Source organism: Micromonospora sp. NPDC005194 (assembly GCF_040608335.1).
Taxonomy (GTDB): Bacteria; Actinomycetota; Actinomycetes; order Mycobacteriales; family Micromonosporaceae; genus Micromonospora.
Window position 1 is genome coordinate 72,864 of record NZ_JBEXIA010000001.1, and the last position, 21,328, is coordinate 94,191.

The window sequence follows — 21,328 nt, forward strand, 5'->3', positions numbered from 1 at the left end:
CACGCTGCGGCCGGGCCATGTCCATCTCTGTGAAGTGAGACCTCAGTGAACATTCGACGGTGGAGCTTCGGCTTCCTCGCCGCAACCCTGCTCGTCCCCGGCCTGGCCGCGTGCAAGTCCGACGCTGCCGAGCCGGCAGCTGCGCCCAGCCCGTCCGCCCCGGCCGTACCGGCCGACCCGAAGGAGGCGCTGCTCGCCTCCACGAAGGAGGCGGCCAAGGGCGACTTCACCTTCACCCTGACCGGCGCCGACCTGACCGGCGGCGGCCTGGTGCACAAGCCCAGCAACAGCGCGCAGCTGACCATGAAGCTGGGTGACGCCTCCCAGGACGTGTCGATGGAGATGGACCTCATCTACATCGACTCGGAGAGCTGGGTGAAGATGGACATCGGCGGTGCCATGGCCGCCATGGTGCCCGAGATGGCGAAGAACAAGGGCAAGTACCAGCACCTCGACAAGACCAAGGTCAAGGGCATCAAGGACCTCCAGCTCGACCCGGAGACGCTCGACCCGGTCGACAGCGAGACGCTGGTCAAGGGCGTGACTGACGTGCAGAAGACCGGCGAGGGCACCTACGCCGGCAAGATCGACATCAGCGCCTCCACCGAGTCGGTCGCCCTCGACGAGGACGTGGTCAAGGCGCTGGGCGCGCAGGCCAAGGCGCTGCCCTTCACGGCCAAGCTGGACCCGCAGGGCCGCCTCACCGAGCTGGTCATCTCGGTGCCGGCCGCTGGCGAGACCGCCGCGCACGACATCAAGATCGGGTACGCGGGCTACGGCACCGGCACCGGCGCGAAGAAGCCGCCGGCGGACCAGGTCATCGAGGCCTCGGCCGAGACGTACGAGCTGTTCAAGTAGGTCGGCACGACGGATCGGGGCGGCCCAGGGGCCGCCCCGATCCGGCTTTTCCGCACCGGTCACCGCGAACAACCGGACGTCAAGGGCGATTGTCGGACGCGTCGACAGGGAACAAAGAGGGAGTGATCCGGGCGAGCTGCTCGGCCCGGATCGCGCGGCGTGGCCGAAGGGCTGCCGCGTCGCCCGGTTTCCGGCGCCGACCAGGCCGTCGGGTGACCCCCTTGGGAGACACGTATGACTGTTCGACGACTCGGTGCCGGCCTGGTAGCCGCCGCCCTGTTCACGCCCGCCCTGGCCGCCTGCGCCGGCGGTACGACCGGCACCGCTGGATCGACCGCGTCCCCCACGGTGAGCGCGTCCGGCGTACCCAGCGCGTCCGCCGGTACGCCCGTGCCGGGCGACGCCAAGCAGGCGCTGCTGGACTCCACCAAGGAGATCAGCAACGGCAACTTCCGGTTCACCCTCTCCGGCGCCGGCTCGACCGCCGAGGGGCAGGTGCACCAGCCGAGTCAGAGTGCCGCCATGAAGTTCTCCATCGGCGGCCCCTCCTCCGACCTGGCGATGAAGCTCGACGTGATCCACGCCAAGCCGGACAGCTGGGTGAAGCTGGAGCTGACCGGCCCCACCGCCGACAGCCTGCCCGCCATCAAGCAGCTCAACCTCGGCAAGTACCAGCACCTCGACCAGGCCCGCATCAAGGGCAACAAGAACCTCGGCTTCGACTTCGAGAAGGTCGACCCCGCCGGCAGCGCGGTGCTGACCCAGGGCATCACCGAGGTCCGCAGCACCGGCACCGGCACGTACGCCGGCACCATCGACGTCACCAAGGCCGCCGAGGCGGGCTCGCTGAACGCCGCCACGATCGCCGCGCTGGGCACCCAGGCGAAGACGGTCCCGTTCACCGCGAAGGTCGACCCGCAGGGCCGGCTCAGCGAGCTGGTGCTGCAACTCCCGGCCGCCGGGCAGACCGCCGCCCAGGAGATCAAGATGACGTACTCCGACTACGGTTCCGCCACCGCCGCGCAGAAGCCGCCGGCGGACCAGGTCGTCGAGGCGCCGGCCGAGCTCTACAGCCTGTTCAACTGATCGTCGTACGCCGGTGGGGTGGCTCCGGCCGCCCCACCGGCGGTTCCGGCCACCCCGTCCGCGGTCAGGACGCGGGGTCCTGCCGGGCAGCGTCGATCCGCGCCCGAGCGCCGTCCAACCAGCGCTGGCAGATCACCGCCAGTGCCTCGCCGCGCTCCCAGAGCGCCAGCGACTCCTCCAGGGATGTGCCGCCGGCCTCCAGCCGCTCCACCACCGAGGCGAGTTCGCCGCGGGCCTGCTCGTAGCTGAGCCGCTCGTCCGGCCCGGCCTTCGTGTCGTCAGTCATCGCGTCCATCTCAGCACACCCCCGTCCGGGTCACCGCGTCGCCACGTCGCCGTCGACCGTCGCGGCCAGCTCACCGTCGGCGAGGCGGACCCGCAGCGGGTCGCCCTTGCCGACCTCGGCCGCCGCCCGTACGACGTGCCCGTCGGCGCGTTGCACGATCGCGTACCCCCGGTCCAGGGTGGCGGCGGGGGAGAGGGCGCGCAGCCGGGCCAGGGTGTGCCGCAGATCGTCGTCGGCGCCGGCGAGCCGGTGGTCCAGGCAACGGCCGGCGCGCTGACGCAGCCCGGCCAGCTCCGTCGCGCGGTGCTCCACCATCACCTGGGGCCGGGCTAGCACCGGCCGGGACCGCAGGCCGTCGAGGCGGTGGGACTCCCGGTCGACCAGGTTGCGGACCGCCCGCTCGAGTCGGTGCCGGGCCTGACCGATGAGGCGTACCTCCTCGGTGAGGTCGGGGACCACCCGCTTGGCCGCATCGGTCGGGGTGGAGGCCCGCAGGTCGGCGACGTAGTCGACGAGCGGCGCGTCCGTCTCGTGGCCGATCGCGCTGACCACCGGCGTACGGCAGCCGAACACGGCCCGGCAGAGCGCCTCGTCGGAGAAGGGGAGCAGGTCCTCGATGCCGCCACCGCCCCGGGCGATGATGATCACGTCGATGCTCGGGTCGGCGTCCAGCACCTTGAGCGCGTCGACGATCTGCGGCACGGCGGACGGGCCCTGCACGGCCACGTTGATCGTCCGGAACTCCACGGCCGGCCAGCGCCGCCGGGCATTGGTCAGCACGTCCCGCTCGGCGGCCGACGCGCGGCCGGTGATCAGTCCGATCCGGCCGGGCAGGAACGGCAGCCGGCGCTTGCGCGCCCGGTCGAACAGCCCCTCGGCGGCGAGCAGCTTCTTGAGCTTCTCCAGCCGGGCCAGCAGCTCACCGAGCCCCACCTGCCGGATCTCGTCGGCCCGCAGGCTCAGCGTGCCCCGCGCGGCGTAGAACTCCGGCTTGGCGTGCAGCACCACGCGGGCACCCTCGCGCAGTTCCGGAGCGCCGGCGTCCAGCACGTCGCGGTTGGTGGTGACGGTCAGGCTCAGGTCGGCCGACGGATCACGCAGGGTGAGGAAGACAGTCGTGGCCCCGGGACGGCGGCTGATCTGCGCCACCTGCCCGTCCACCCACACCCAGCCGAGCTTGGCGATCCACGCCCCGACCTTCTGCGAGACGACCCGAACCGGCCAAGGCTCCTCCGCGCTGCTCCGCGCAGCGTCCCCACCAACCCCACTCACCCGCCCACCCTACGACCACCCCCGCTGGACCCCGTTGATCATGAAGTTATTGCGCTGGGTGGCGGCGTGTCGTGGCAATAACTTCATGATCAACGGGATGCAGCCCGGGGTTGTGGGCCGTGGTGGGTTGTCGGCGGGCACGTACGATGGGGGGGTGACTGATCTCCGGACCGGCAAGCGCGTGCTCCTGGCCAAGCCCCGCGGCTACTGCGCGGGTGTTGATCGCGCCGTGCAGACCGTCGAGGAGGCGCTGAAGCTCTACGGCGCCCCGATCTACGTGCGCAAGCAGATCGTCCACAACAAGCACGTCGTGCAGACGCTGGAGGCCCAGGGCGCGATCTTCGTGGAGGAGAACGAGGAGGTGCCCGAGGGCGCCACAGTCATCTTCTCGGCGCACGGCGTGGCGCCCGAGGTCTACGAGCAGGCCCGGGAGCGCTCGCTGAAGGCCATCGACGCGACCTGCCCGCTGGTCACCAAGGTGCACCAGGAGGCGAAGCGCTTCGCCGCCGAGGACTACGACATTCTGCTGATCGGCCACGAGGGGCACGAGGAGGTCATCGGCACCGCCGGTGAGGCTCCCGCGCACATCCAGCTCGTGGACGGCCCGGACGGCGTCGACAAGGTCACCGTTCGTGACCCGGAGAAGGTCGTCTGGCTCTCCCAGACCACGCTCTCGGTGGACGAGACGCTGGAGACGGTCGCCCGGCTCAAGTCCCGGCTGCCGCTGCTCCAGTCCCCGCCCAGCGACGACATCTGCTACGCCACGTCCAACCGGCAGCACGTCGTCAAGGAGATCGCCCCCGAGTGCGACGTGGTGATCGTCGTCGGCTCGACGAACTCCTCAAACTCCGTCCGGTTGGTCGAGGTCGCCCTGGACGCCGGCGCCCGCGCCGGTCACCTGGTCGACTTCGCCCACGAGATCGACGACGCCTGGCTGACCGACGCCCGCACGGTCGGGGTGTCCTCCGGCGCGAGCGTCCCGGAGGACCTGGTCAACGACGTGCTGGCGCATCTGGCCGCACGCGGGTTCGCCGACGTCGAGGAGATCACCACCGCCAACGAGCGGCTGACCTTCTCGCTTCCGCAGGAGCTGAAGCGGGACATGAAGGCCGCCGCGACCCGCGGCTGAGCACGTTCGGGTGCCGGATCACGGCGGGCAGGCCGTGCCGCCGGTGGTCCAGCGCGCGGATCACTGTGGGAACGCCGCGTCGTCCCGGTGCGTCGAAGGCGGCATGAGGACCTTTCGGCTCGTCGTCCCCGCCCTGGTCGTCTGCGCGGCGCTGAGCGCCTGCGGGGGGACGGACGGCTCCACCACCCCCGGAGCGCCGTCGGCAACGGCTGGGCAACCCACCCCGGCGTCACCCAGCAGCCCCGCCCCGGCGATCACGCCCTCCCCGCCGCTCAAGTCGCCGGGCGGGCCCAGCGTCCCGCCACCGGTCGGCGCCACCGAACTCACCGGCACGATCACCGCCGGGGTCGAGCCGAACTGCCTGCTGCTCGACGGCTACCTGCTGGTGGGCGGCCCGCGGGACGTGCTGGCCGCCGGTGCCCGGGTCACCGTCACCGGCCGGGTGGAGACCGGCATGATGACCACCTGCCAGCAGGGCACGCCGTTCGTCGTCGAGAACGCCAACCGCCGCTAGCGACCTCGGCGCCCACTCAGCGGTCAGCGGTCGGCGTCGTCCAGCAGCTCCGGCGCCTGCGGCTGGCGGGGGGTCAGCTCGACCTGGGCGGGGGCCGCCAGCTCGTCGTCCGAGACGCCCAGCTCGGCGAGCTTGCGGGCGCTGACCAGCACCCGCGCCTCCAGCGAACCGACCGCCCTGTTGTACGCGGTCACCGCGCCGGCCAGCGACGAGCCGAGCTTGCCCACGTGGTCACCGAGGGTGGAGAGCCGGCCGTACAGCTCCCGGGCGAGGGTGTGCACCGCCACCGCGTTGCGGGCCAGCGCCTCCTGCCGCCACGAGTAGGCCACCGTGCGGAGCAGGGCGACCAGGGTGGCCGGCGTGGCCAGCACCACGTTGCGGGCGAACGCGTGCTCCAACAGCGTCGGGTCGCGTTGGAGCGCGACGTCGAGGAACGGGTCGGCGGGCACGAACAGGACCACGAACTCGGGCGAGCTGTCGAACGCCGTCCAGTACGACTTGGCGGCCAGGGCGTCGACGTGCCCCCGCAGGTGTCGGGCGTGCGCGTCGAGGTGGGTGTCCCGGCCGCGCTCGTCGCGGGCCTCCATCGCGGTGAGGTACGCGTCGAACGGCGCCTTCGCGTCCACCACCACCGACCGGCCGCCGTGCAGGCGGACCACCAGATCCGGGCGGACGACCTGGTCGTCGGTGGCGGCGGTGACCTGCTCGGAGAAGTCGCAGTGCTCCAGCATGCCGGCCGCCTCGACGATCCGGCGCAGTTGGTGCTCGCCCCAGCGGCCCCGCACCTGCGGCGCGCGCAGCGCGGCGACCAGCTGCTTGGTCTCGGTGCGCAGCTCCCCGGAGACCGCGTTCATCGAGCGGACCTGCTCGCGCAGCTCGGCGTAGGCGTCGACCCGGTCGTGCTCCAGCTCGGCGACCCGCTGCTCGTAGCGGCGCAGGCTGTCGTGCAGCGGCGCCACGGCACGGGCCACCGCCTCCTGCGACTGCGCGGTGGCCTCGTAGCTCAACGCCCGCATGGACTGCTCCAGCCGCCCCTCGCCCTCGCGGGTCGCCGTCAGGGTGGCATCCAGCCTGGCGATGTCGGCCGCTGACCGGGACCGGGCCGCGAGCCAGCCCACCGCCCCGCCGGCACCGAGGCACACGATCACCACCAGCAGCGTCGAGACGTCCATCACCGGAGCTTGCCAGACGGGTACGACGTGACACCCGGGGGTACGTTCGATGACATGGAACTTGTGCTGTGCCTCGCGATCGTGCTGGTCGGCGCGCTCGGTGCCGCGGCGCTCATCCGCGCTCAGGGCACCGCCCGTCGGCGTACGGAGCTGGGCGACGCCCGCGCCGAGGCGCACCGCTGGTACGAGCGCCTCGGTGGTCAGCTGTTGACCCTCCAGGGCGACGAGCCGGCGGTCCGTCAGGCGTTGGCCGACGCCGGTGAGCGGTACAACGCGGCGGGTTCGCAGTTGGAGCAGGCGCGTACGCCGCACCAGTTCGCGCTCGCCCGGGAGACCGCGCTGGAGGGACTGGCGTACATCCGGGCGGCGCGGACCGCGCTGGGGATCGACCCCGGCCCCGAGGTGCCGGCGCTGGCCGCCGCGCGGGGCGTCGGGCAGCTCACCAAGGAGCGCGAGGTCGATGTGCAGGGGCAGACCTTCCGGGCCGGCCCGCAGCCCGGTCGGCAGACGCCCTACTACTACCCCGGTGGCCGCTACCAGGGTCGGCCGGTGCCGGCGGGCTGGTATTCGACGCCGTGGTGGAAGACCGCGTTGGGCGCGGGGGCCGGTGTGCTCGGCGGCATGTTGATCGCCGACGCGCTGTTCTCGCCGGCCTTCGCCGACCCGGGATACGGGTACGACGAGGGCTACCAGGAGGGCTTCGGCGACGGCGCCGACTACGCCGACGGCCAGGGCGGCGACGCCGGCGACCAGGGCGGCGACTACGGCGACCAGGGCGGCGACTTCGGTGGCGCCGACCAGGCGGGCGACTTCGGCGGCGGTGACTATGCCGCCGGCGACTTCGGTGGCGGAGGTTTCGGTGGTGGCGACTTCGGCGGCGGCGACTTCGGCGGCGGCGACTTCGGCGGCGGCGACTGGTGAGCGCCGAGGGCGCTGACTGAGAGCGGTGACTGGTGAGCGGCGGGCCGCTGACCTCTGAACCCGCTGGCTGACATGCGCAACGGGCCCCGGTCGTGGCGACCGGGGCCCGTTGCCGTGCTGCCTGATCAGCCGGTGTTGCGCATGCCGGCGGCGATGCCGTTCACCGTGGTGAGCAGCGCCCGCTCCAGGGCCGTGCCGTCGCTCGGGGCGCGTCGGCCACCCGGGGCGGTGGCCACCGCACGGCCGGCCGCGCCGGATTCCCGGTACTGCCGCAGCAGCGCCACCTGAAGGTGGTGCAGCGGCTCCAGGTAGGTGTCCCGGACGGCCAGGGTGCGCTGGAGCACCGGCGAGTTCTCCAGCAGGGCGGGGGAGGCGGTCACCGCCAGCACCTCGCGCTTGGTCAGCTCGTACTCCCGCTCGATCTGCTCGAAGATCGGGTGCAGCTTCTTCGGCACGAGGGTCTCGACGTACCGGCGGGCGATGCTGAGGTCGGTCTTGGTCAGCATCATCTCGACGTTCGACAGGAACGTGCGGAAGAAGTGCCAGTTACGGTGCATCTCGGCGAGCACGTCCGCCAGACCGGCCTCCCGGGCGGCGGCCAGGCCGGAGCCGACGCCGAACCAGCCCGGCACGATCTGCCGGGTCTGCGTCCAGCCGAACACCCACGGGATGGCCCGCAGCCCGGACAGCCCGGCGCCGGTGTTGGGGCGCTTCGCCGGCCGGGAGCCGATGTTCAACGCGCCGAGCAGCTCGGTGGGGGTGGACGCCCAGAAGTACGCCGGCAGGTCCGGGTCCTCGACGAGCGACCGGTACGACCGGAACGCCGACTCGGAGACCACGTCCATTGTCGCGTCCCAGCGTTCCAGCATCTCGGCCGGCTGCCGGGGCGCGGTGTGCAGGAGCGTCGCCTGGAGCACCGCGGCGAGGGTCAGCTCCAGGTTCTCCCGCGCCAGCGAGGGCAGGGTGTACTTGTCGGAGATCACCTCGCCCTGCTCGGTCACCTTGATCGCGCCGTCAAGCGTGCCGTACGGCTGCGCCAGGATCGCCTCGTGCGTCGGGCCGCCGCCGCGGCCGACCGTGCCGCCGCGACCGTGGAACAGCCGCAGGCGTACGCCGTGCCGGGCGGCCACGTCGCGCAGCGCGCGCTGGGCTCGGTGGATCGACCACTGGCTGGTGGTGATCCCGGCCTCCTTGTTGGAGTCGGAGTAGCCGAGCATGACCTCCTGCACGTCGCCCCGGGCCGCGACGAGCGCCCGGTACGCGGGCAGCGACAGCAGCTCGTCAAGGATCTCGCCGCCGGCGTTCAGCTCGCCCGGGGTCTCCAGCAGCGGCACGAAACCGATCCGGGCCCGGCCGCTGTGCACGTCGACCAGCCCGGCCTCGCGGGCGAGCACCACGGCGGCGAGCACGTCGTCCACGCCGAGGGTCATCGAGATGATGTACGACTCGATCACCTCGGTGCCGAACCGGTCCTGCGCCTCGCGGATCGTGCTGAACACGTCGAACGTCTTGCGGGCCGGTTCGGTCAGCGGGGTGTCCAGGGTGGACAGCGGCCGGCGGCCGGTCAGCTCGTCGGCGAGCAGCTTGGTGCGCTCCAACCGGCTCAACGCCGGGTAGTCGGACACCTCGCCGACGGCCTCGTACAGCTGGGCGAGCACCGCGTGGTGCGCCTCGGCGTGCTCCCGAACGTCCATGGTCGCGAGGTGCAGGCCGAACGCGGAGACCGTCCGGATGGTGGAGGCCAGCCGGCCGACGGCGGTGAGCTGCCCGGAGTTGCGGGCCAGCGAGGCGCGCAGCAGGTCCAGGTCGGCGATCAGCTCGGCGGAGCCGCGGTAGTCGCGGCCCGGGACGTGGGCGGTGCCCTGGCGGAGCCGCTGCCGGGTGTTGGCCAGCTTCGCCTTCACGCAGCGTGCCTTGAGCCGGTACGGCTCCTCGGCGTTGACCCGACGGAACCGGGGGGCCACCTCGGGCAGCGCGTCGAGGTCGGCGGCGAGGCTGGCGGAGAGGTCAAGCGACACCCCACGCAGTCGGCGGGACACCGAGACCTCGTTGATCAGGTGGTCCATCGCCTTCTCGGTGGCCGCGATGCCGTGCTCGTGCTGGATGGTCAGCACCTCGCGGGTGACCGCCGGGGTGACGAACGGGTTGCCGTCCCGGTCGCCGCCGATCCAGGTGCCGAAGCTCAGCGGGCGGGCCGTCGGCGACGTCTCCACGCCGAGGGTGCGCAGCGTGTCGGCCAGGTCGTCGAGCACCTGCGGGGCGGCCTCGGCGTACAGGTCGCGCAGGTAGTAGATGGCGTTGCGGGCCTCGTCGGTCGGGTCGGGCCGGTCGAGCCGCAGCTCGTCGGTCTGCCACATCAGGTCAAGCAACTCGGCCAGCCGGCGGTTGGCCGGGCCCTCGTCGCTGGCGCCGTAGAGGATCGCGTTGGCGGTCTCGGTGTCCAGCTCGTCGGCGATGGCCCGCAGCTTGGACAGGATCGAGCGGCGGGCCGCCTCGGTCGGGTGGGCGGTGAAGACTGGCCGGACCGCCAGCCGGCGGGCCGCGGCGGCGATCTCCTCGGCCGGCACCCCCCGCTCGGCGATCATCTTCGCCGCCTGGTCCAGCCAACCGCCCTGCACGGCGCGGCGGCGACGCAGGTCCCGAGCGCGGTGCACCTGTTCGGTGATGTTGGCCAGGTGGAAGTAGGTGGAGAAGGCGCGGGCCAGCTTGGTGCCGGTGGTCACGTCGAGCCCGCCGAGCCGCTGGGCGGCGGCCGGGACGTCGGAGCGGACCTGGGCGCGGATCTCCTCGACGAGGTCGAGCAGCGGGCGGCCCTCCTGGCGGGCCAGGGTCTGGCCGAGGAGGGTGCCGAGTCGGCGGATGTCAGCGCGCAGCGCGGCGTCCGGGCCGTCGTGGTCGTGCTGGTCGGTCACGATGCGCTCCTTACGTGAGTACGAAGGACAGCGCTGTCCGACTCCCTGGATGGTATCCGCGTCGGGCCGGCTGGCAGGAGGGGCTCTCCGCATGCCGTGCCGTGACACGGAACACCTCGGAGATCACTTCAGGGCCTTGCGCGGTCGGTCGCCCGGCGGCCCCGCACCCGGGTCGCGCCGAGCAGGGCGGCCAGCGCGAGCACCGCCCAGAGCACCAGACCGGTCACCGGCCAGCCGATCGAGCGTCGGTCGAAGTACACGGCCGATTTGATCAGGTCGGTGGCCAGGCCGGGCACGTTCCACCGGTGCATTCCGCGCAGCCAGGTGGGCAGGAACTCGGGGGCGTAGATGCCACCGGAGCCCGGGTTGCCGAGCACCACCAGCAACAGGATGACCAGCCCGGTGCCGAGCACGCCCAGCCAGCCCTGGACCGCGGCGGCGACCATCGCGGCGGCGAAGGCGGCCAGCATGCCGACACCGGCGACGGCCGGCAGGTCGTGGTGCCAGACGTCCAGCACCGGGCCGACGATCACCGCCCCGACGATGCCGAGCGCCACGCTGTAGACGGCGAGCGCCCCGATGCGCAGTCCGGCGCGGCGCAGGGTGCGCGGGGCGGTGCCGGCGGAGATGCCGAGCACGGTCGAGGCCAGGTATCCGCCGAGGACGTACCCGATGGCCAGGTAGAAGGGGACCAGGCCGCGGGGGTCGGTGCCGGCGACCGGCACCTCGTCGGTCACCCGCAACGGCAGTCCGGCCTGTTGGGCGGCGCTGGTGAGCACCTGGATGACCAGGTCGGTGGCGGACGGTGCGCTGGCGCTGGCGGTGGTGAGGACGAGGCCGCCGTCGGGGGCGGAGCTGAGCACCGCGTACACCTCGCGGCCGGTCAGGCCGTCGTCGGCGGCGCCCGGGTCGGCGTACTCGATGGCTTTGATCTTGTTGGTCCGGTCACGGACGGCGGCCAGGACCGTGCGCGCGGGCTGGTCGCTCGTCGCCACCCCGACCGGCACGTCCCGGGGGTGCGGCTGGTGCAGGGCGCCGACGTACGCGGCGATGAAGGCGGCGGCCAGCGCGAGGGTGCCGAGCAGCAGGCCTGCGGTGCGGGGGAGCCAGTCGCGTACCCGGACCTCCGGCGCCTCGTCCACCACGTCAGCCTAGGGCGACATTCAACCTGTTTGCGGCATTTCCCGGCGAGCGGCGAAGGTGAGCAATTTTCTTCAAGACCGTCCGGGGTGCCTCTCGCAAGGATGGTCCCCGTTGGTCCGGAAGCCACCCGTCCGGGGTGGCCGGATCGGGGCACGCGGGCCTGTTCGGGGAGGTCCGACGCCTGGGCCGGACCTGTCGCGGGCCGCTTCGTGCGCGCCTGGAGGAGCGCCCCAGGACGATCTTGTGCCGGTCCTCCGCGACCGTCTCCGTCCAGCCGTGGTTCTCCACGATGCAGCGCACCTGGTAGATCAGCATTCCGTCCGGATGCCCCAGCACCCGCCACCGGGCGGGCGTTGTGCGGCGACGCGGATCACTGCCGACTCCCTCAGCGGGCATCGTCCCCCCTTGGCGCGGCGACCTTGTCACTACCCGGCCCGATTCTGGTCACTCGCCAACCCCTGGTCCACCCCGAGCGGCGGATCGCTCCGACCCGGCTCTGCGGGTCTGTCCGGCCGGTGCCGGCCGACCTGGGCCGGTTCGGTCGCCAGGCTCGTCGGCTGGGGTCCGCGGGTCGGAGAGTTGGCGTGGATCAGGGATTGACGACGGCGAAGGCGCGGACCGGGAAGGTGCCCATGCCGGCCACCATCGGTGGGGCCGCGGTGAAGCGGAACCCGCTCGGCGGCAGCGCCCCGAGGCCGGTCAGGTGCTCCACGATCGGGACACCGGCGGCGAGCAGGGTGCTGTGCGCGGGGCGTACGCCTCCGGCCGCCGGGCTCATGTCGTCGATGTTGATCGAGTCGATGCCGACCAGGGCCGCGCCGGCGTCGACCAGCGACTGGGCGGCGTCCCCGGTCAGGTACGGCGCCTCCGGCCCGCCGTACCGCTCGGTGCCGAAGTGCGCATCCCACCCGGTGTGCAGCAGCACCGCGCGCCCGGCCACCTCGTACGGGGCCAGCATCAGCCGGTCCACGGCTCGGGTGCCGGCCGGTACGCGGACCAGCACCCCGGGCAGGTCGGCGAGGCGGTCCAGCGACACCCCGGTCAGGTCGTCGCCGCCTGACCAGCGGTGGGCGGGAGTGTCCACGTACGTGCCGGTGTTGGCGATCATGTCGATCCGGGCCACGTGGAACTCGGTGCCCGGCGCGTACCGCTCGCGGGATGCCGCGAAGGTCAACCAGTCGGTGAGCCGCGGAGCGGGCCACCCCGGCAGGGTGGTCATCCCGTCGCGGATCACGTGGCTCAGCTCGACCAGCCGGCGATCGGTGCCGGAGGCGTCGACGCCCCGGCCGCCCTTGTGCGGCTCCTCGATGATCGTCTTCGCGCTGATCCGGACCTCGGCGACCATCAGCAGCCCGAGGTGCCGGACGAACAACGCCGCCAGATCGTCGTCGGTGATCTCCCGACCCGGAATGTCCAGCCGGAAGCCCTCGGTGCGCAGCCCGCCGCCGTTGGCGAAGCTCACCTCCGCGTCGAACTGTGCGCGCCACTGCTCACCCATCCCGAAACCCGACCACGCCTGCCGGCGGCGGTCAAGATCTTTCCCGTTTCCGACCGCCTCGGGGCCCGGTCAGCGCTCGCCCGCCGCCCTCTGCGGCAAGATCCGCACAACATCAGGGAAGTTGCTGCCTCCCACGCCCCGGAAGCAACTTCCGGGAAGTTGCGTGGATCTTGGGACGAGGGGTGGCCTGCGCGGGAGCGGACCCGGGCCGGGGTGCGGACCCGGGCCGGGGGTGCGCGGCGCGGGGCGACGCGACCTGGGCGGAAGGGGGTGGCTGTCGGTCGACGGGGATAGGCTTGTCGGCGTGCACCCCCCGTCCGGCTGGACGAGGGGCCGCCGTGGTGTGCGCCGACTCCCCTGGAAGGATTCCCTTGCTCACCGGTCTGTTCTCCGCCGCCCTGGCCGACCCCGGGCTGACCCGGGCGCGTGACCTGGCGCGCTCCGGTGCCGCCCAGGTCGACGGCCTCGACATCACCGCTCCGGCGGCGCTGCGCCCGTTCGCGGTGGCCGCCGTCGCGGCCGACCCCGACGGCGCCGGTGGCGGGGCCGGGCGACCCGTGCTGGCGGTGACCGCCACCACCCGGGAGGCCGACGACCTGGCCGCCGCGCTGGGTGCGCTGCTGCCGTCGGAGCAGGTGGTGGTCTTCCCCTCCTGGGAGACGCTGCCGCACGAGCGGCTCTCTCCCCGCTCCGACACGGTGGGCCGCCGGCTGGCCGTGCTGCGCCGCCTCGCGCACCCCGAGTCGACCGACGCGCACGGCGGCACCGGGCCGCTGCGGGTGGTCGTGGCACCCGTCCGTTCACTGCTGCAACCGCAGCTCAAGGGCCTCGGTGACCTGGAGCCGGTGCAGCTCGCCGCCGGCGAGGAGGCGGACCTGGAGGAGGTCGCCCGCCGGCTGACCGACATGGCGTACGCCCGCGTCGACCTGGTCACCAAGCGCGGCGAGTTCGCGGTGCGCGGCGGCATCCTGGACGTCTTCCCGCCCACCGACGAGCACCCGTCCCGGGTCGAGTTCTGGGGCGACGAGGTGGAGGAGATCCGCACCTTCGCCGTCGCCGACCAGCGGACCATCGAGCAGGTTCCGCTGCTCTGGGCGCCGCCCTGCCGCGAGTTGCTGCTCACCCCGGCGGTCCGTGAGCGGGCCGCCGCGCTGGCCGAGCAGCACCCCGAGCTGGCCGAGATCCTGGACAAGCTGGCCGAGGGCATCCCGGTGGAGGGGATGGAGTCGCTGGCCCCGGTGCTGGTCGGCCCCGACTCGCTGGAGCTGCTGCTGGACGCCATGCCGGCCGGCACCCACGTCCTGCTGTGCGACCCGGAGCGCATCCGCACGAGGGCGCACGACCTGGTGCGTACCTCGGAGGAGTTCTTGCAGGCCAGCTGGGCCGCCGCCGCGGTCGGTGGCCAGGCCCCGGTGGACGTCGGCGCCGCCGCCTTCCGCACCCTGGGCGAGGTCCGCGCCACCGCCGCCGACCTCGGCCAGCCGTGGTGGACGCTGTCCCCGTTCGGTCTGGGTGAAGCCGAGACGGCCGAGACGCGCCAGCCCTGGGAGGACGCGCCCGAGCAGGCCGTGGTCACCCCGGACGACGCCATCGCGGTGACCCTCGCCGCGCAGCCGGCGCCGCTCTACCACGGCGAGACCGCGCGGGTGGTCGACGACCTCAAGCGCTGGGCCGGCGAGGGCTGGTCGATCGCGCTGGTCTTCGAGGGCCACGGCCCCGCCCAGCGGGCGGTGGAGGTGCTGCGCGACGCCGGGCTGGGCGCCCGGCTGACCGAGGAGGTGCCGACCGCGCCCGCCCCCGGCGAGCTGGTCGTCTCCTGCGGCGCGCTGGGCAGTGGGTTCGTCGACGAGGCGTCCCGTTTCGTGCTGCTCACCGGCAACGACGTCACCGGCGGTCGGGGCACCTCGACGCGCGACATGCGCAAGATGCCGAGCCGTCGGCGCAACACCATCGACCCGCTGGAGCTCAAGGCCGGCGACTTCGTGGTGCACGAGCAGCACGGCATCGGCCGGTACGTCGAGCTGGTGCAGCGCACCGTCAACGGCGCCAGCCGGGAATACCTGGTCATCGAGTACGCGGCCAGCAAGCGTGGCCAGCCCGGCGACCGGCTGTTCGTCCCGACCGACCAGCTCGACCAGCTCTCCCGCTACGTGGGCGGCGAGCAGCCGACGCTGCACAAGATGGGCGGCTCGGACTGGCAGAAGTCCAAGGCGCGGGCTCGCAAGGCGGTCCGGGAGATCGCCGCGCAGCTCATCCAGCTGTACGCCGCCCGCAAGGCGTCCAAGGGCCACTCGTTCGGCCCGGACACCCCGTGGCAGCGGGAGTTGGAGGACGCGTTCCCGTGGCAGGAGACGCCGGACCAGCTCGCCGCGATCGACGAGGTCAAGCGGGACATGGAACAGACCGTCCCGATGGACCGGCTGATCTGCGGCGACGTCGGCTACGGCAAGACCGAGATCGCGGTCCGGGCGGCGTTCAAGGCCGTGCAGGACGGCAAGCAGGTGGCGGTGCTGGTGCCGACGACGCTGCTGGTGCAGCAGCACTACAACACCTTCGCCGAGCGGATGAGCCAGTTCCCGGTGCAGATCCGGCAGCTGTCGCGGTTCCAGACCCCGAAGGAGACCGAGCGGACGCTGGAGATGGTCGCCGACGGCACCGTCGACATCGTCATCGGCACCCACCGGCTGCTCCAGACCGCGACCCGGTTCAAGCAGCTCGGTCTGGTGATCGTCGACGAGGAGCAGCGGTTCGGCGTCGAGCACAAGGAGCACCTCAAGACGCTGCGGGCCTCGGTCGACGTGCTGAGCATGTCGGCCACCCCGATCCCGCGCACCCTGGAGATGGCGATCACCGGCATCCGGGAGATGTCCACCATCGCCACCCCGCCGGAGGAGCGGCACCCGGTGCTCACCTTCGTCGGCGCGCAGGACGACCGGCAGGTCGCCGCGTCCATCCACCGTGAGCTGCTTCGCGACGGGCAGGTCTTCTACCTGCACAACCGGGTCGAGTCGATCGACCGGGCGGCACGGCGGCTGCGGGAACTGGTCCCCGAGGCGCGGGTCGCGGTGGCGCACGGCCAGATGGGCGAGGAAGCCCTGGAGAAGGTCATGGTCGGCTTCTGGGAGAAGGAGTTCGACGTCCTGGTCTGCACCACGATCGTCGAGTCGGGCATCGACATCCCGAACGCCAACACCCTGATCGTGGAGCGGGCCGACCTGCTCGGTCTGGCCCAGCTGCACCAGATCCGCGGCCGGGTCGGCCGGGGGCGGGAGCGGGCGTACGCCTACTTCCTCTACCCGCCGGAGAAGCCGCTCACCGAGCACGCCCACGAGCGGCTGGCCACCATCGCGCAGCACACCGAGCTGGGCGCCGGCATGTACGTGGCCATGAAGGACCTGGAGATCCGGGGCGCCGGCAACCTGCTCGGCGGCGAGCAGTCGGGGCACATCGAGGGCGTCGGCTTCGACCTGTACGTGCGCATGGTCGGCGAGGCCGTCTCCGCGTTCAAGGGTGAGCGGCCGGAGGAGGAGGCCGACGTCAAGATCGACCTGCCGATCGACGCCCACCTGCCGCACGACTACGTGAGTGTGGAGCGGCTGCGCCTGGAGATGTACCGCAAGCTCGCCGAGGCACGCGACGAGGAGCGTCTGCGCGAGGTCGTCGCCGAGATGACCGACCGGTACGGCGAGCCGCCGGCCCCGGTGCAGAACCTGGTGGCGGTGGCCCGGTTCCGCCTGCTGGCCCGCCGGTACGGCCTGAGCGACGTGACCATGCAGGGCAAGCACATCCGGTTCGGGCCGCTGCCGCTGCCCGACTCGAAGCAGATGCGGCTCAAGCGCTACCACCCGGACGCCGTCTACAAGCAGGCCACCGACCAGGTCAGTGTGCCCCGACCGACCACCCGTCGGATCGGCGGCGAGCCGCTGCGTGACCAGGCGCTGCTCGAGTGGTGCGCGCAATTGCTCTCCGACGTGCTGGGCGCCCCCGCCCCGCTGGTCGCCGCGGCCGGGTGAGCACGGCGCTTCCGTCGTACCCCCAGGTGCGGGTGCGTCGGAGTCGCCGTGCCGAGCGCGCGGGTGGAGGTGGGGGGCGTCACAGCGCCCGGTGATGGCGTGAGAGAGTGACGGTCATGCGTGCTCGCCGTCTTGTCGCCGTCGCCACCGTGGCGGTCGGCATCGTCGCCCTCTCCGGTTGCCGTGCCGAGCCCGGTGTCGCCGCCTACGTCGGGGATCACCGCATCACCCAGGATGCGGTGACCGCCATGCTGGACGACCTGCGGGCGAAGAACCCGACGCCCCCGGCGAACGACCCGTCCGCCGCTGAACAGCCCCGGCTGCCCGGCCCGGCCGAGGTGACAAGCGTGCTGGTGCTGGGCGAGGTGTGCGGGCGGGTGTCCAAGGAGAAGAACTACCAGCCGCGGGCCCAGGTGTCGCCCGAGCAGGCCGCCCAGCAGTTCGGGCTCTCGCCCGACACCCGGTACGTGCGCTCGGTCGCCGAGCTCTACACCTGCCTGTCCGGGGTGCCGTCCGGCGAGGCGGTCGCCCCGACCGACAAGGAGCTGGCCGACGTGATCGCGGCGGGTCGCAAGGCCGCCAAGATCCCGGCAAACGTGAGCGACGAGGACGCCGCCCGTCAGCTCGACGGCGAGCAGTCGCGCGACCAGTTGCGCGCCGCGCTCGCGACCCGCAGGTCGCTGGTCGAGGCGGTCGAGAGCCACGACGTGACCGTCAACCCCCGGTACCGGCCGCTGGAGTTCCCGGTGCTGACCTTCGAGGGCAACGCTCCCGCGGTGAGCGTGCCGCTGGGCGAGGCGGGCTCCGGAACGGTCACCGACGTCTCCACCCCGGACGCCGTGCCGTCGAGCCCCAACCCGGCCGCCGAGGGCACGGCCAGCTGAGCATGACGGCACGGATCGTCCTGCTGGTCACCTCACCCCGGTTGCCGGCCGGCCTGCTGACCTCGGCCGCCTGGGACGCCGTACGCCAGCATCCGGTCCTGGCCGGCGCGGAGAGCGAGTTGACCACGGCCGTGCGTCAGGCGGGCGCCGAGGTGAGGATCGTGGACGGCCCGGCGACGCAGCCGCTGCTCGACACGGTCGCGGCGCACGGCACGGCGGTCTGGTTGGCCGGCCCGGCCGGCGACGAGGCCCTGGCCCGGGAGCTGGGTCTGCGGCTGGCCCGGGAGCCGGGGCTTGCCGAGATGGAGCTGATGTACGGCTCGTGGGACCCGCCGGGGGCCCGGCTGCTCGACGCGGTGGCCGTACTGGACCGGCTGGCCTCGCCGGGCGGCGACCCGTGGAAACGGGCGCAGACGCACCGCAGCCTCGCGGGCTACCTGCTGGAGGAGAGCTACGAGGCGTACGACGCGATGGTCGCGGACGACACCGACTCGTTACGTGAGGAGTTGGGCGACGTGCTGCTGCAGGTGGTCCTGCACGCCCGGCTCGCGGAGGAGCTGCCCGAGGGCGAGCGGTGGACCATCGACGACGTGGCGGGTGGCCTGGTCGACAAGATGATCCGGCGCAATCCGCACGTCTTCGCCGGCGCCGAGGCGGGCACGCTGGAGGAGATCACCGCCAACTGGGAGCGGATCAAGCGGGTCGAGAAGGCGCGCGATTCCGTCCTGGACGGTGTGGCGCTGAGCCAACCCGCCCTGGCCCTGGCCGCGCAGATCCTGGAACGCGCCACCCGCAACGGCATCGAGGTCCCACCTCCGCTGGCCGCCACGCAGGTGGACGCCGAAGCGAGACTGGGCGCGAGCCTGCTGGCAACCGTCGTCGCGGCCCGCGAGGCGGGTATCGACCCCGAAGCGGCCCTCCGCCGGGCCACCCTGGCCTACGCCCAAGCCGTCCGAGCCGCCGAAACCCAGCCCGCACCCCCACCCCCACCCGTCGACCCGCGGTGATCAAGAGGTTCGCGTCAGGATCCGGCTCGGATCTGACCCAAACCTCTTGATCACCGAGGTGGGCGCGGGGGGCTGGGTAGGGTGGGGCCGGTGGAGGAGTTTGGGGTACTCGCGGAGCGGGTTGTTGAGGCTCTGCTGGAGTCGCGGCCGGGGGTTGCCACCTCGGCGGGCGATCATCGGTTCGACGACCGGCTGCCGGATCTGTCCGCCGACGCGCTGGCCGCCGATCGGGTGATGCTCTCCGACGCGGCGAACGCGCTGTCCGAACTGGACCCCGACTCGCTGGACGTCGACGAGCAGGTGGATCACGCGCTGCTCACCTCCTTCGTGGACCGGGAGCTGTTCGAGCTCACCGAGATCCGGTCGCACGAGTGGGATCCGCTGCACCACAATCCCGGTCCGCTGCTGCACCCGCTGCTGGCCCGTCCGTACGCCCCGGCCGAGGTGCGGTTGACGCAGTTGGCCGGCCGGCTCGCCGCCGTACCGGATGCCCTCGCCACCGCCCGCGCGACGCTGCGGGACATGCCGCGGATCCACGCCGAGACGGCGGTCGGGCAGTTCACCGGCACGGCCGCGCTGATCCGCGACGAGCTGCCGCCGCTGATCGCCCAGGCGCCGGGCAGCCTCGACAAGGTCGAGCCGGCGGCCACCGCCGCGATCGCCGCGCTGGAGGAGTTCGTCGCCTGGCTGCGCGTCGGCCTGGCCGCCGACGCGGGCCCCGGCCGCGACCCGCGACTGGGCCGCCGCCGCTGGGAGGCGCGGCTCTGGCACACCCTCGACACCGAGCTGGGAGCCGCCGAGATCCAGCGCCGCGCCTGGGCCAACCTGGACCGGGTCACCGCGGAGATCCGTGCGGCGGCCGTCGAGCTGGTCGGCGGGCCGGCCGAGGACGCGACGGTACGCCGGGCGCTGGACGTGCTCGCCGCCGAGCACCCGGACGACTCGACAATCGTCGAGCTGGCCGGCGTGACCCTGGACGAGGCGACCGACTTCGTCCGCCTGCACGACCTGGTGACAGTGGTCGACGACCGGTGCGTGATCCAGGAGATGCCGGAGTTCGCCCGGGGGGTCGCGGTGGCCTACTGCGACGCGCCCGGCCCGCTGGAGACCGCCGCCCTGCCGACCTTCTACTGCATCGCGCCCACCCCGGCGGACTGGTCGGCGCTGCGCGTGGACTCCTTCTACCGCGAGTACAACGACCACATGGTCCGCAACCTCACCGTGCACGAGGCGATGCCCGGCCATTTCCTGCAGCTCGCCCACGCCCGGCGTCACGTCGGCGGCACGAGGGTGCGGGCGCTGGCCCGCTCCGGCCCGTTCGTCGAGGGATGGGCGGTGTACGCCGAGGAGCTGATGGCCGGGCTCGGCTTCGGTGGCCTGCCGGTGCGGTTGCAGCAGCTCAAGATGCAGCTCCGGATGACCATCAACGCGCTGCTCGACCAGTTGGTGCACGCCGAGGAGCTGCCCGAGGCCGAGGCGATGGCGCTCATGACCGGGCGCGGCTTCCAGGAGGAGGGCGAGGCGGCCGGCAAGTGGCGCCGGTCGCTGCTCACCTCGACGCAGCTCTCCACCTACTTCGTGGGGTACAGCGAGATGGCCGAGATCGCCGCAGCCCGCCCGGACGGGGTGTCGGTGCGCGACTGGCACGACGCGATGCTCGCCCAGGACTGCCCGCCCCCGCGCCACCTGCGCACCCTGCTGGGCATCTGACCCGGCTCGGTCGAGCCGGTCAGGAGCCGCCCGGCCGACGGTCCACCACGCCGGCTCCGGCGGGCGGGTCGAAGGCGTTCTTCTCCACCGTCTCGGAGTAACTGCTCAACGCCAGCTCCATCGGTTTGCCGTCGACCGCGCCGAGGAAGCTGCCGAGCACGCCCTCGGTGGTCACGCAGGCGCTGAAGTCGCCGTCCGAGCGCTGCACCTCGACGCACGCGGCGTGGTGCCCGGCGACTGTGGTGTCGCTCTGCTTGATCACCGCCTGCGGGTCGAGTGCGGCGGCGGTCAGCAGCCCGACCACCACCGGCGGGGTGACGAGACCCTGCCGGTTCGCCTCGGTGAAGAGCGCCACGGTGGGCTTGGTGCCCGGGGTGGGTGGCGCCACGAGCGTGCACGCCATCCGACCGCCGGTCGACGCGCAGCGGGTGACGGCGTCCGGCGTGACGGTGAGCCGCCCACCCGGGTAGGTGTACGCGGAGCGGGCCGGATCCTGCGCCTGCACGATCGCGGCGCTCTGGCCGCCGGGCAGTTGGTAGTCGGCCGAGTAGGTCAACTCCAGCGCCCGGTCGAGGCGGGCGGCGAGGTCGTTGACGAGATCCGAGCGACCCATGGCGGTGCCGGCGTCCTCGTATGTCTGACAGCCGGTGACCGTGAGCGACGCGATGACCGACACGGCGAGCATGCGGAGGGTGGTCGAGGCGGCGGGCATGACGACCAGCCTGGTGGATCAAGTCGGCGCAGCGCAAACCCGTTGCCGGTTGACGCCCGGAAATCCGGGAATGTCCGTCAGTGCGGGGCGACTCGGGTGCGCGGGCGACGCCGTGCCCGCTCCCGCCGCCCGATACGCTGCGTTCAACACCTGCCTCAGCCGCACCGTCGCGGCCCACCCACGGACCGGATCACAACAACGAGGAGCGACT

Annotated in this window: 16 protein-coding genes; 9 read left to right on the top strand and 7 right to left on the bottom strand. The window is 72.7% G+C overall.

Translation table 11 applies throughout. The features are described from left to right. Positions 1-45: 45 nt before the first annotated feature. Positions 46-858: a hypothetical protein gene (locus ABZU53_RS00360; protein WP_354854116.1), complete on the top strand. Its 813-nt coding sequence runs from the start codon at positions 46-48 to the stop codon at positions 856-858. A gap of 234 nt (positions 859-1,092) precedes the next feature. After that, entirely contained in the window at positions 1,093-1,944 is an 852-nt protein-coding gene (locus ABZU53_RS00365) for a hypothetical protein (RefSeq protein ID WP_354854118.1), read from the top strand. 64 nt (positions 1,945-2,008) lie between these two features. Here ABZU53_RS00365 and ABZU53_RS00370 read toward each other — a convergent pair whose 3' ends face one another. Continuing rightward, positions 2,009-2,230 (bottom strand): exodeoxyribonuclease VII small subunit, encoded by a 222-nt coding sequence (locus ABZU53_RS00370; protein ID WP_354854120.1) that lies wholly within the window; start codon positions 2,228-2,230, stop codon positions 2,009-2,011. Positions 2,231-2,260: 30 nt separating this feature from the next. After that, on the bottom strand, positions 2,261-3,502 hold the full coding sequence (xseA, locus tag ABZU53_RS00375; protein WP_355062940.1) for an exodeoxyribonuclease VII large subunit: 1,242 nt from the start codon (positions 3,500-3,502) through the stop codon (positions 2,261-2,263). A gap of 85 nt (positions 3,503-3,587) precedes the next feature. On the opposite strand from xseA, the gene ABZU53_RS00380 reads away from it, so the two are divergent. Then, positions 3,588-4,631: a 4-hydroxy-3-methylbut-2-enyl diphosphate reductase gene (locus tag ABZU53_RS00380; RefSeq protein ID WP_354854124.1), complete on the top strand. Its 1,044-nt coding sequence runs from the start codon at positions 3,588-3,590 to the stop codon at positions 4,629-4,631. A gap of 103 nt (positions 4,632-4,734) precedes the next feature. After that, complete coding sequence (locus ABZU53_RS00385; protein ID WP_355062942.1) at positions 4,735-5,145, top strand: hypothetical protein; 411 nt, start codon at positions 4,735-4,737, stop codon at positions 5,143-5,145. 23 nt (positions 5,146-5,168) lie between these two features. Here the strand turns inward: ABZU53_RS00385 and ABZU53_RS00390 are convergent, their stop codons facing one another. Then, complete coding sequence (locus ABZU53_RS00390) at positions 5,169-6,317, bottom strand: DNA recombination protein RmuC (RefSeq protein ID WP_355062944.1); 1,149 nt, start codon at positions 6,315-6,317, stop codon at positions 5,169-5,171. Between the two features lie 54 nt (positions 6,318-6,371). Between ABZU53_RS00390 and ABZU53_RS00395 the strand changes: the two genes are divergently transcribed. Further along, positions 6,372-7,238, top strand: a complete 867-nt coding sequence (locus tag ABZU53_RS00395; protein ID WP_355062946.1) for a hypothetical protein — start codon at positions 6,372-6,374, stop codon at positions 7,236-7,238. A gap of 125 nt (positions 7,239-7,363) precedes the next feature. On the opposite strand, the gene ppc is transcribed toward ABZU53_RS00395, so the two are convergent. The 3 genes from ppc to ABZU53_RS00410 all read right to left on the bottom strand — a co-directional run bounded on the left by ppc (position 7,364) and on the right by ABZU53_RS00410 (position 12,791). Next, entirely contained in the window at positions 7,364-10,150 is a 2,787-nt protein-coding gene (ppc, locus tag ABZU53_RS00400; protein WP_354854130.1) for a phosphoenolpyruvate carboxylase, read from the bottom strand. 128 nt (positions 10,151-10,278) lie between these two features. Beyond that, positions 10,279-11,292 carry a hypothetical protein gene (locus ABZU53_RS00405; protein WP_355062948.1) on the bottom strand — a complete coding sequence of 338 codons (1,014 nt, stop codon included), beginning with the start codon at positions 11,290-11,292 and terminating at the stop codon, positions 10,279-10,281. 590 nt (positions 11,293-11,882) lie between these two features. Further along, a complete protein-coding gene (locus tag ABZU53_RS00410) occupies positions 11,883-12,791 on the bottom strand; it encodes a cyclase family protein (RefSeq protein WP_355062949.1) in 909 nt (302 codons plus the stop codon). Positions 12,792-13,162: 371 nt separating this feature from the next. On the opposite strand from ABZU53_RS00410, the gene mfd reads away from it, so the two are divergent. The 4 genes from mfd to ABZU53_RS00430 all read left to right on the top strand — a co-directional run bounded on the left by mfd (position 13,163) and on the right by ABZU53_RS00430 (position 20,405). Further along, positions 13,163-16,804, top strand: a complete 3,642-nt coding sequence (gene mfd / locus ABZU53_RS00415; RefSeq protein ID WP_355062951.1) for a transcription-repair coupling factor — start codon at positions 13,163-13,165, stop codon at positions 16,802-16,804. Between the two features lie 116 nt (positions 16,805-16,920). Beyond that, positions 16,921-17,688: a hypothetical protein gene (locus tag ABZU53_RS00420; protein WP_355062953.1), complete on the top strand. Its 768-nt coding sequence runs from the start codon at positions 16,921-16,923 to the stop codon at positions 17,686-17,688. Between the two features lie 2 nt (positions 17,689-17,690). Continuing rightward, a complete protein-coding gene (locus ABZU53_RS00425) occupies positions 17,691-18,695 on the top strand; it encodes a nucleoside triphosphate pyrophosphohydrolase (RefSeq protein WP_355062955.1) in 1,005 nt (334 codons plus the stop codon). Positions 18,696-18,785: 90 nt separating this feature from the next. Then, on the top strand, positions 18,786-20,405 hold the full coding sequence (locus ABZU53_RS00430) for a DUF885 domain-containing protein (RefSeq protein ID WP_355062957.1): 1,620 nt from the start codon (positions 18,786-18,788) through the stop codon (positions 20,403-20,405). 19 nt (positions 20,406-20,424) lie between these two features. Here ABZU53_RS00430 and ABZU53_RS00435 read toward each other — a convergent pair whose 3' ends face one another. Beyond that, a complete protein-coding gene (locus ABZU53_RS00435) occupies positions 20,425-21,117 on the bottom strand; it encodes a hypothetical protein (protein ID WP_355062959.1) in 693 nt (230 codons plus the stop codon). Positions 21,118-21,328: the final 211 nt, after the last annotated feature.

Excerpts from the sequence above, each read along its gene's own strand:
- ABZU53_RS00365 (WP_354854118.1), top strand. The coding sequence starts at position 1,093 with ATGACTGTTCGACGACTCGGTGCCGGCCTGGTAGCCGCCGCCCTGTTC.
- ABZU53_RS00370 (WP_354854120.1), bottom strand. The coding sequence starts at position 2,230 with ATGACTGACGACACGAAGGCCGGGCCGGACGAGCGGCTCAGCTACGAG.
- ABZU53_RS00380 (WP_354854124.1), top strand. The coding sequence starts at position 3,588 with ATGATCAACGGGATGCAGCCCGGGGTTGTGGGCCGTGGTGGGTTGTCG.
- ABZU53_RS00385 (WP_355062942.1), top strand. The coding sequence starts at position 4,735 with ATGAGGACCTTTCGGCTCGTCGTCCCCGCCCTGGTCGTCTGCGCGGCG.
- ABZU53_RS00390 (WP_355062944.1), bottom strand. The coding sequence starts at position 6,317 with ATGGACGTCTCGACGCTGCTGGTGGTGATCGTGTGCCTCGGTGCCGGC.
- ABZU53_RS00395 (WP_355062946.1), top strand. The coding sequence starts at position 6,372 with ATGGAACTTGTGCTGTGCCTCGCGATCGTGCTGGTCGGCGCGCTCGGT.
- ABZU53_RS00410 (WP_355062949.1), bottom strand. The coding sequence starts at position 12,791 with ATGGGTGAGCAGTGGCGCGCACAGTTCGACGCGGAGGTGAGCTTCGCC.
- ABZU53_RS00420 (WP_355062953.1), top strand. The coding sequence starts at position 16,921 with ATGCGTGCTCGCCGTCTTGTCGCCGTCGCCACCGTGGCGGTCGGCATC.
- ABZU53_RS00425 (WP_355062955.1), top strand. The coding sequence starts at position 17,691 with ATGACGGCACGGATCGTCCTGCTGGTCACCTCACCCCGGTTGCCGGCC.
- ABZU53_RS00435 (WP_355062959.1), bottom strand. The coding sequence starts at position 21,117 with ATGCCCGCCGCCTCGACCACCCTCCGCATGCTCGCCGTGTCGGTCATC.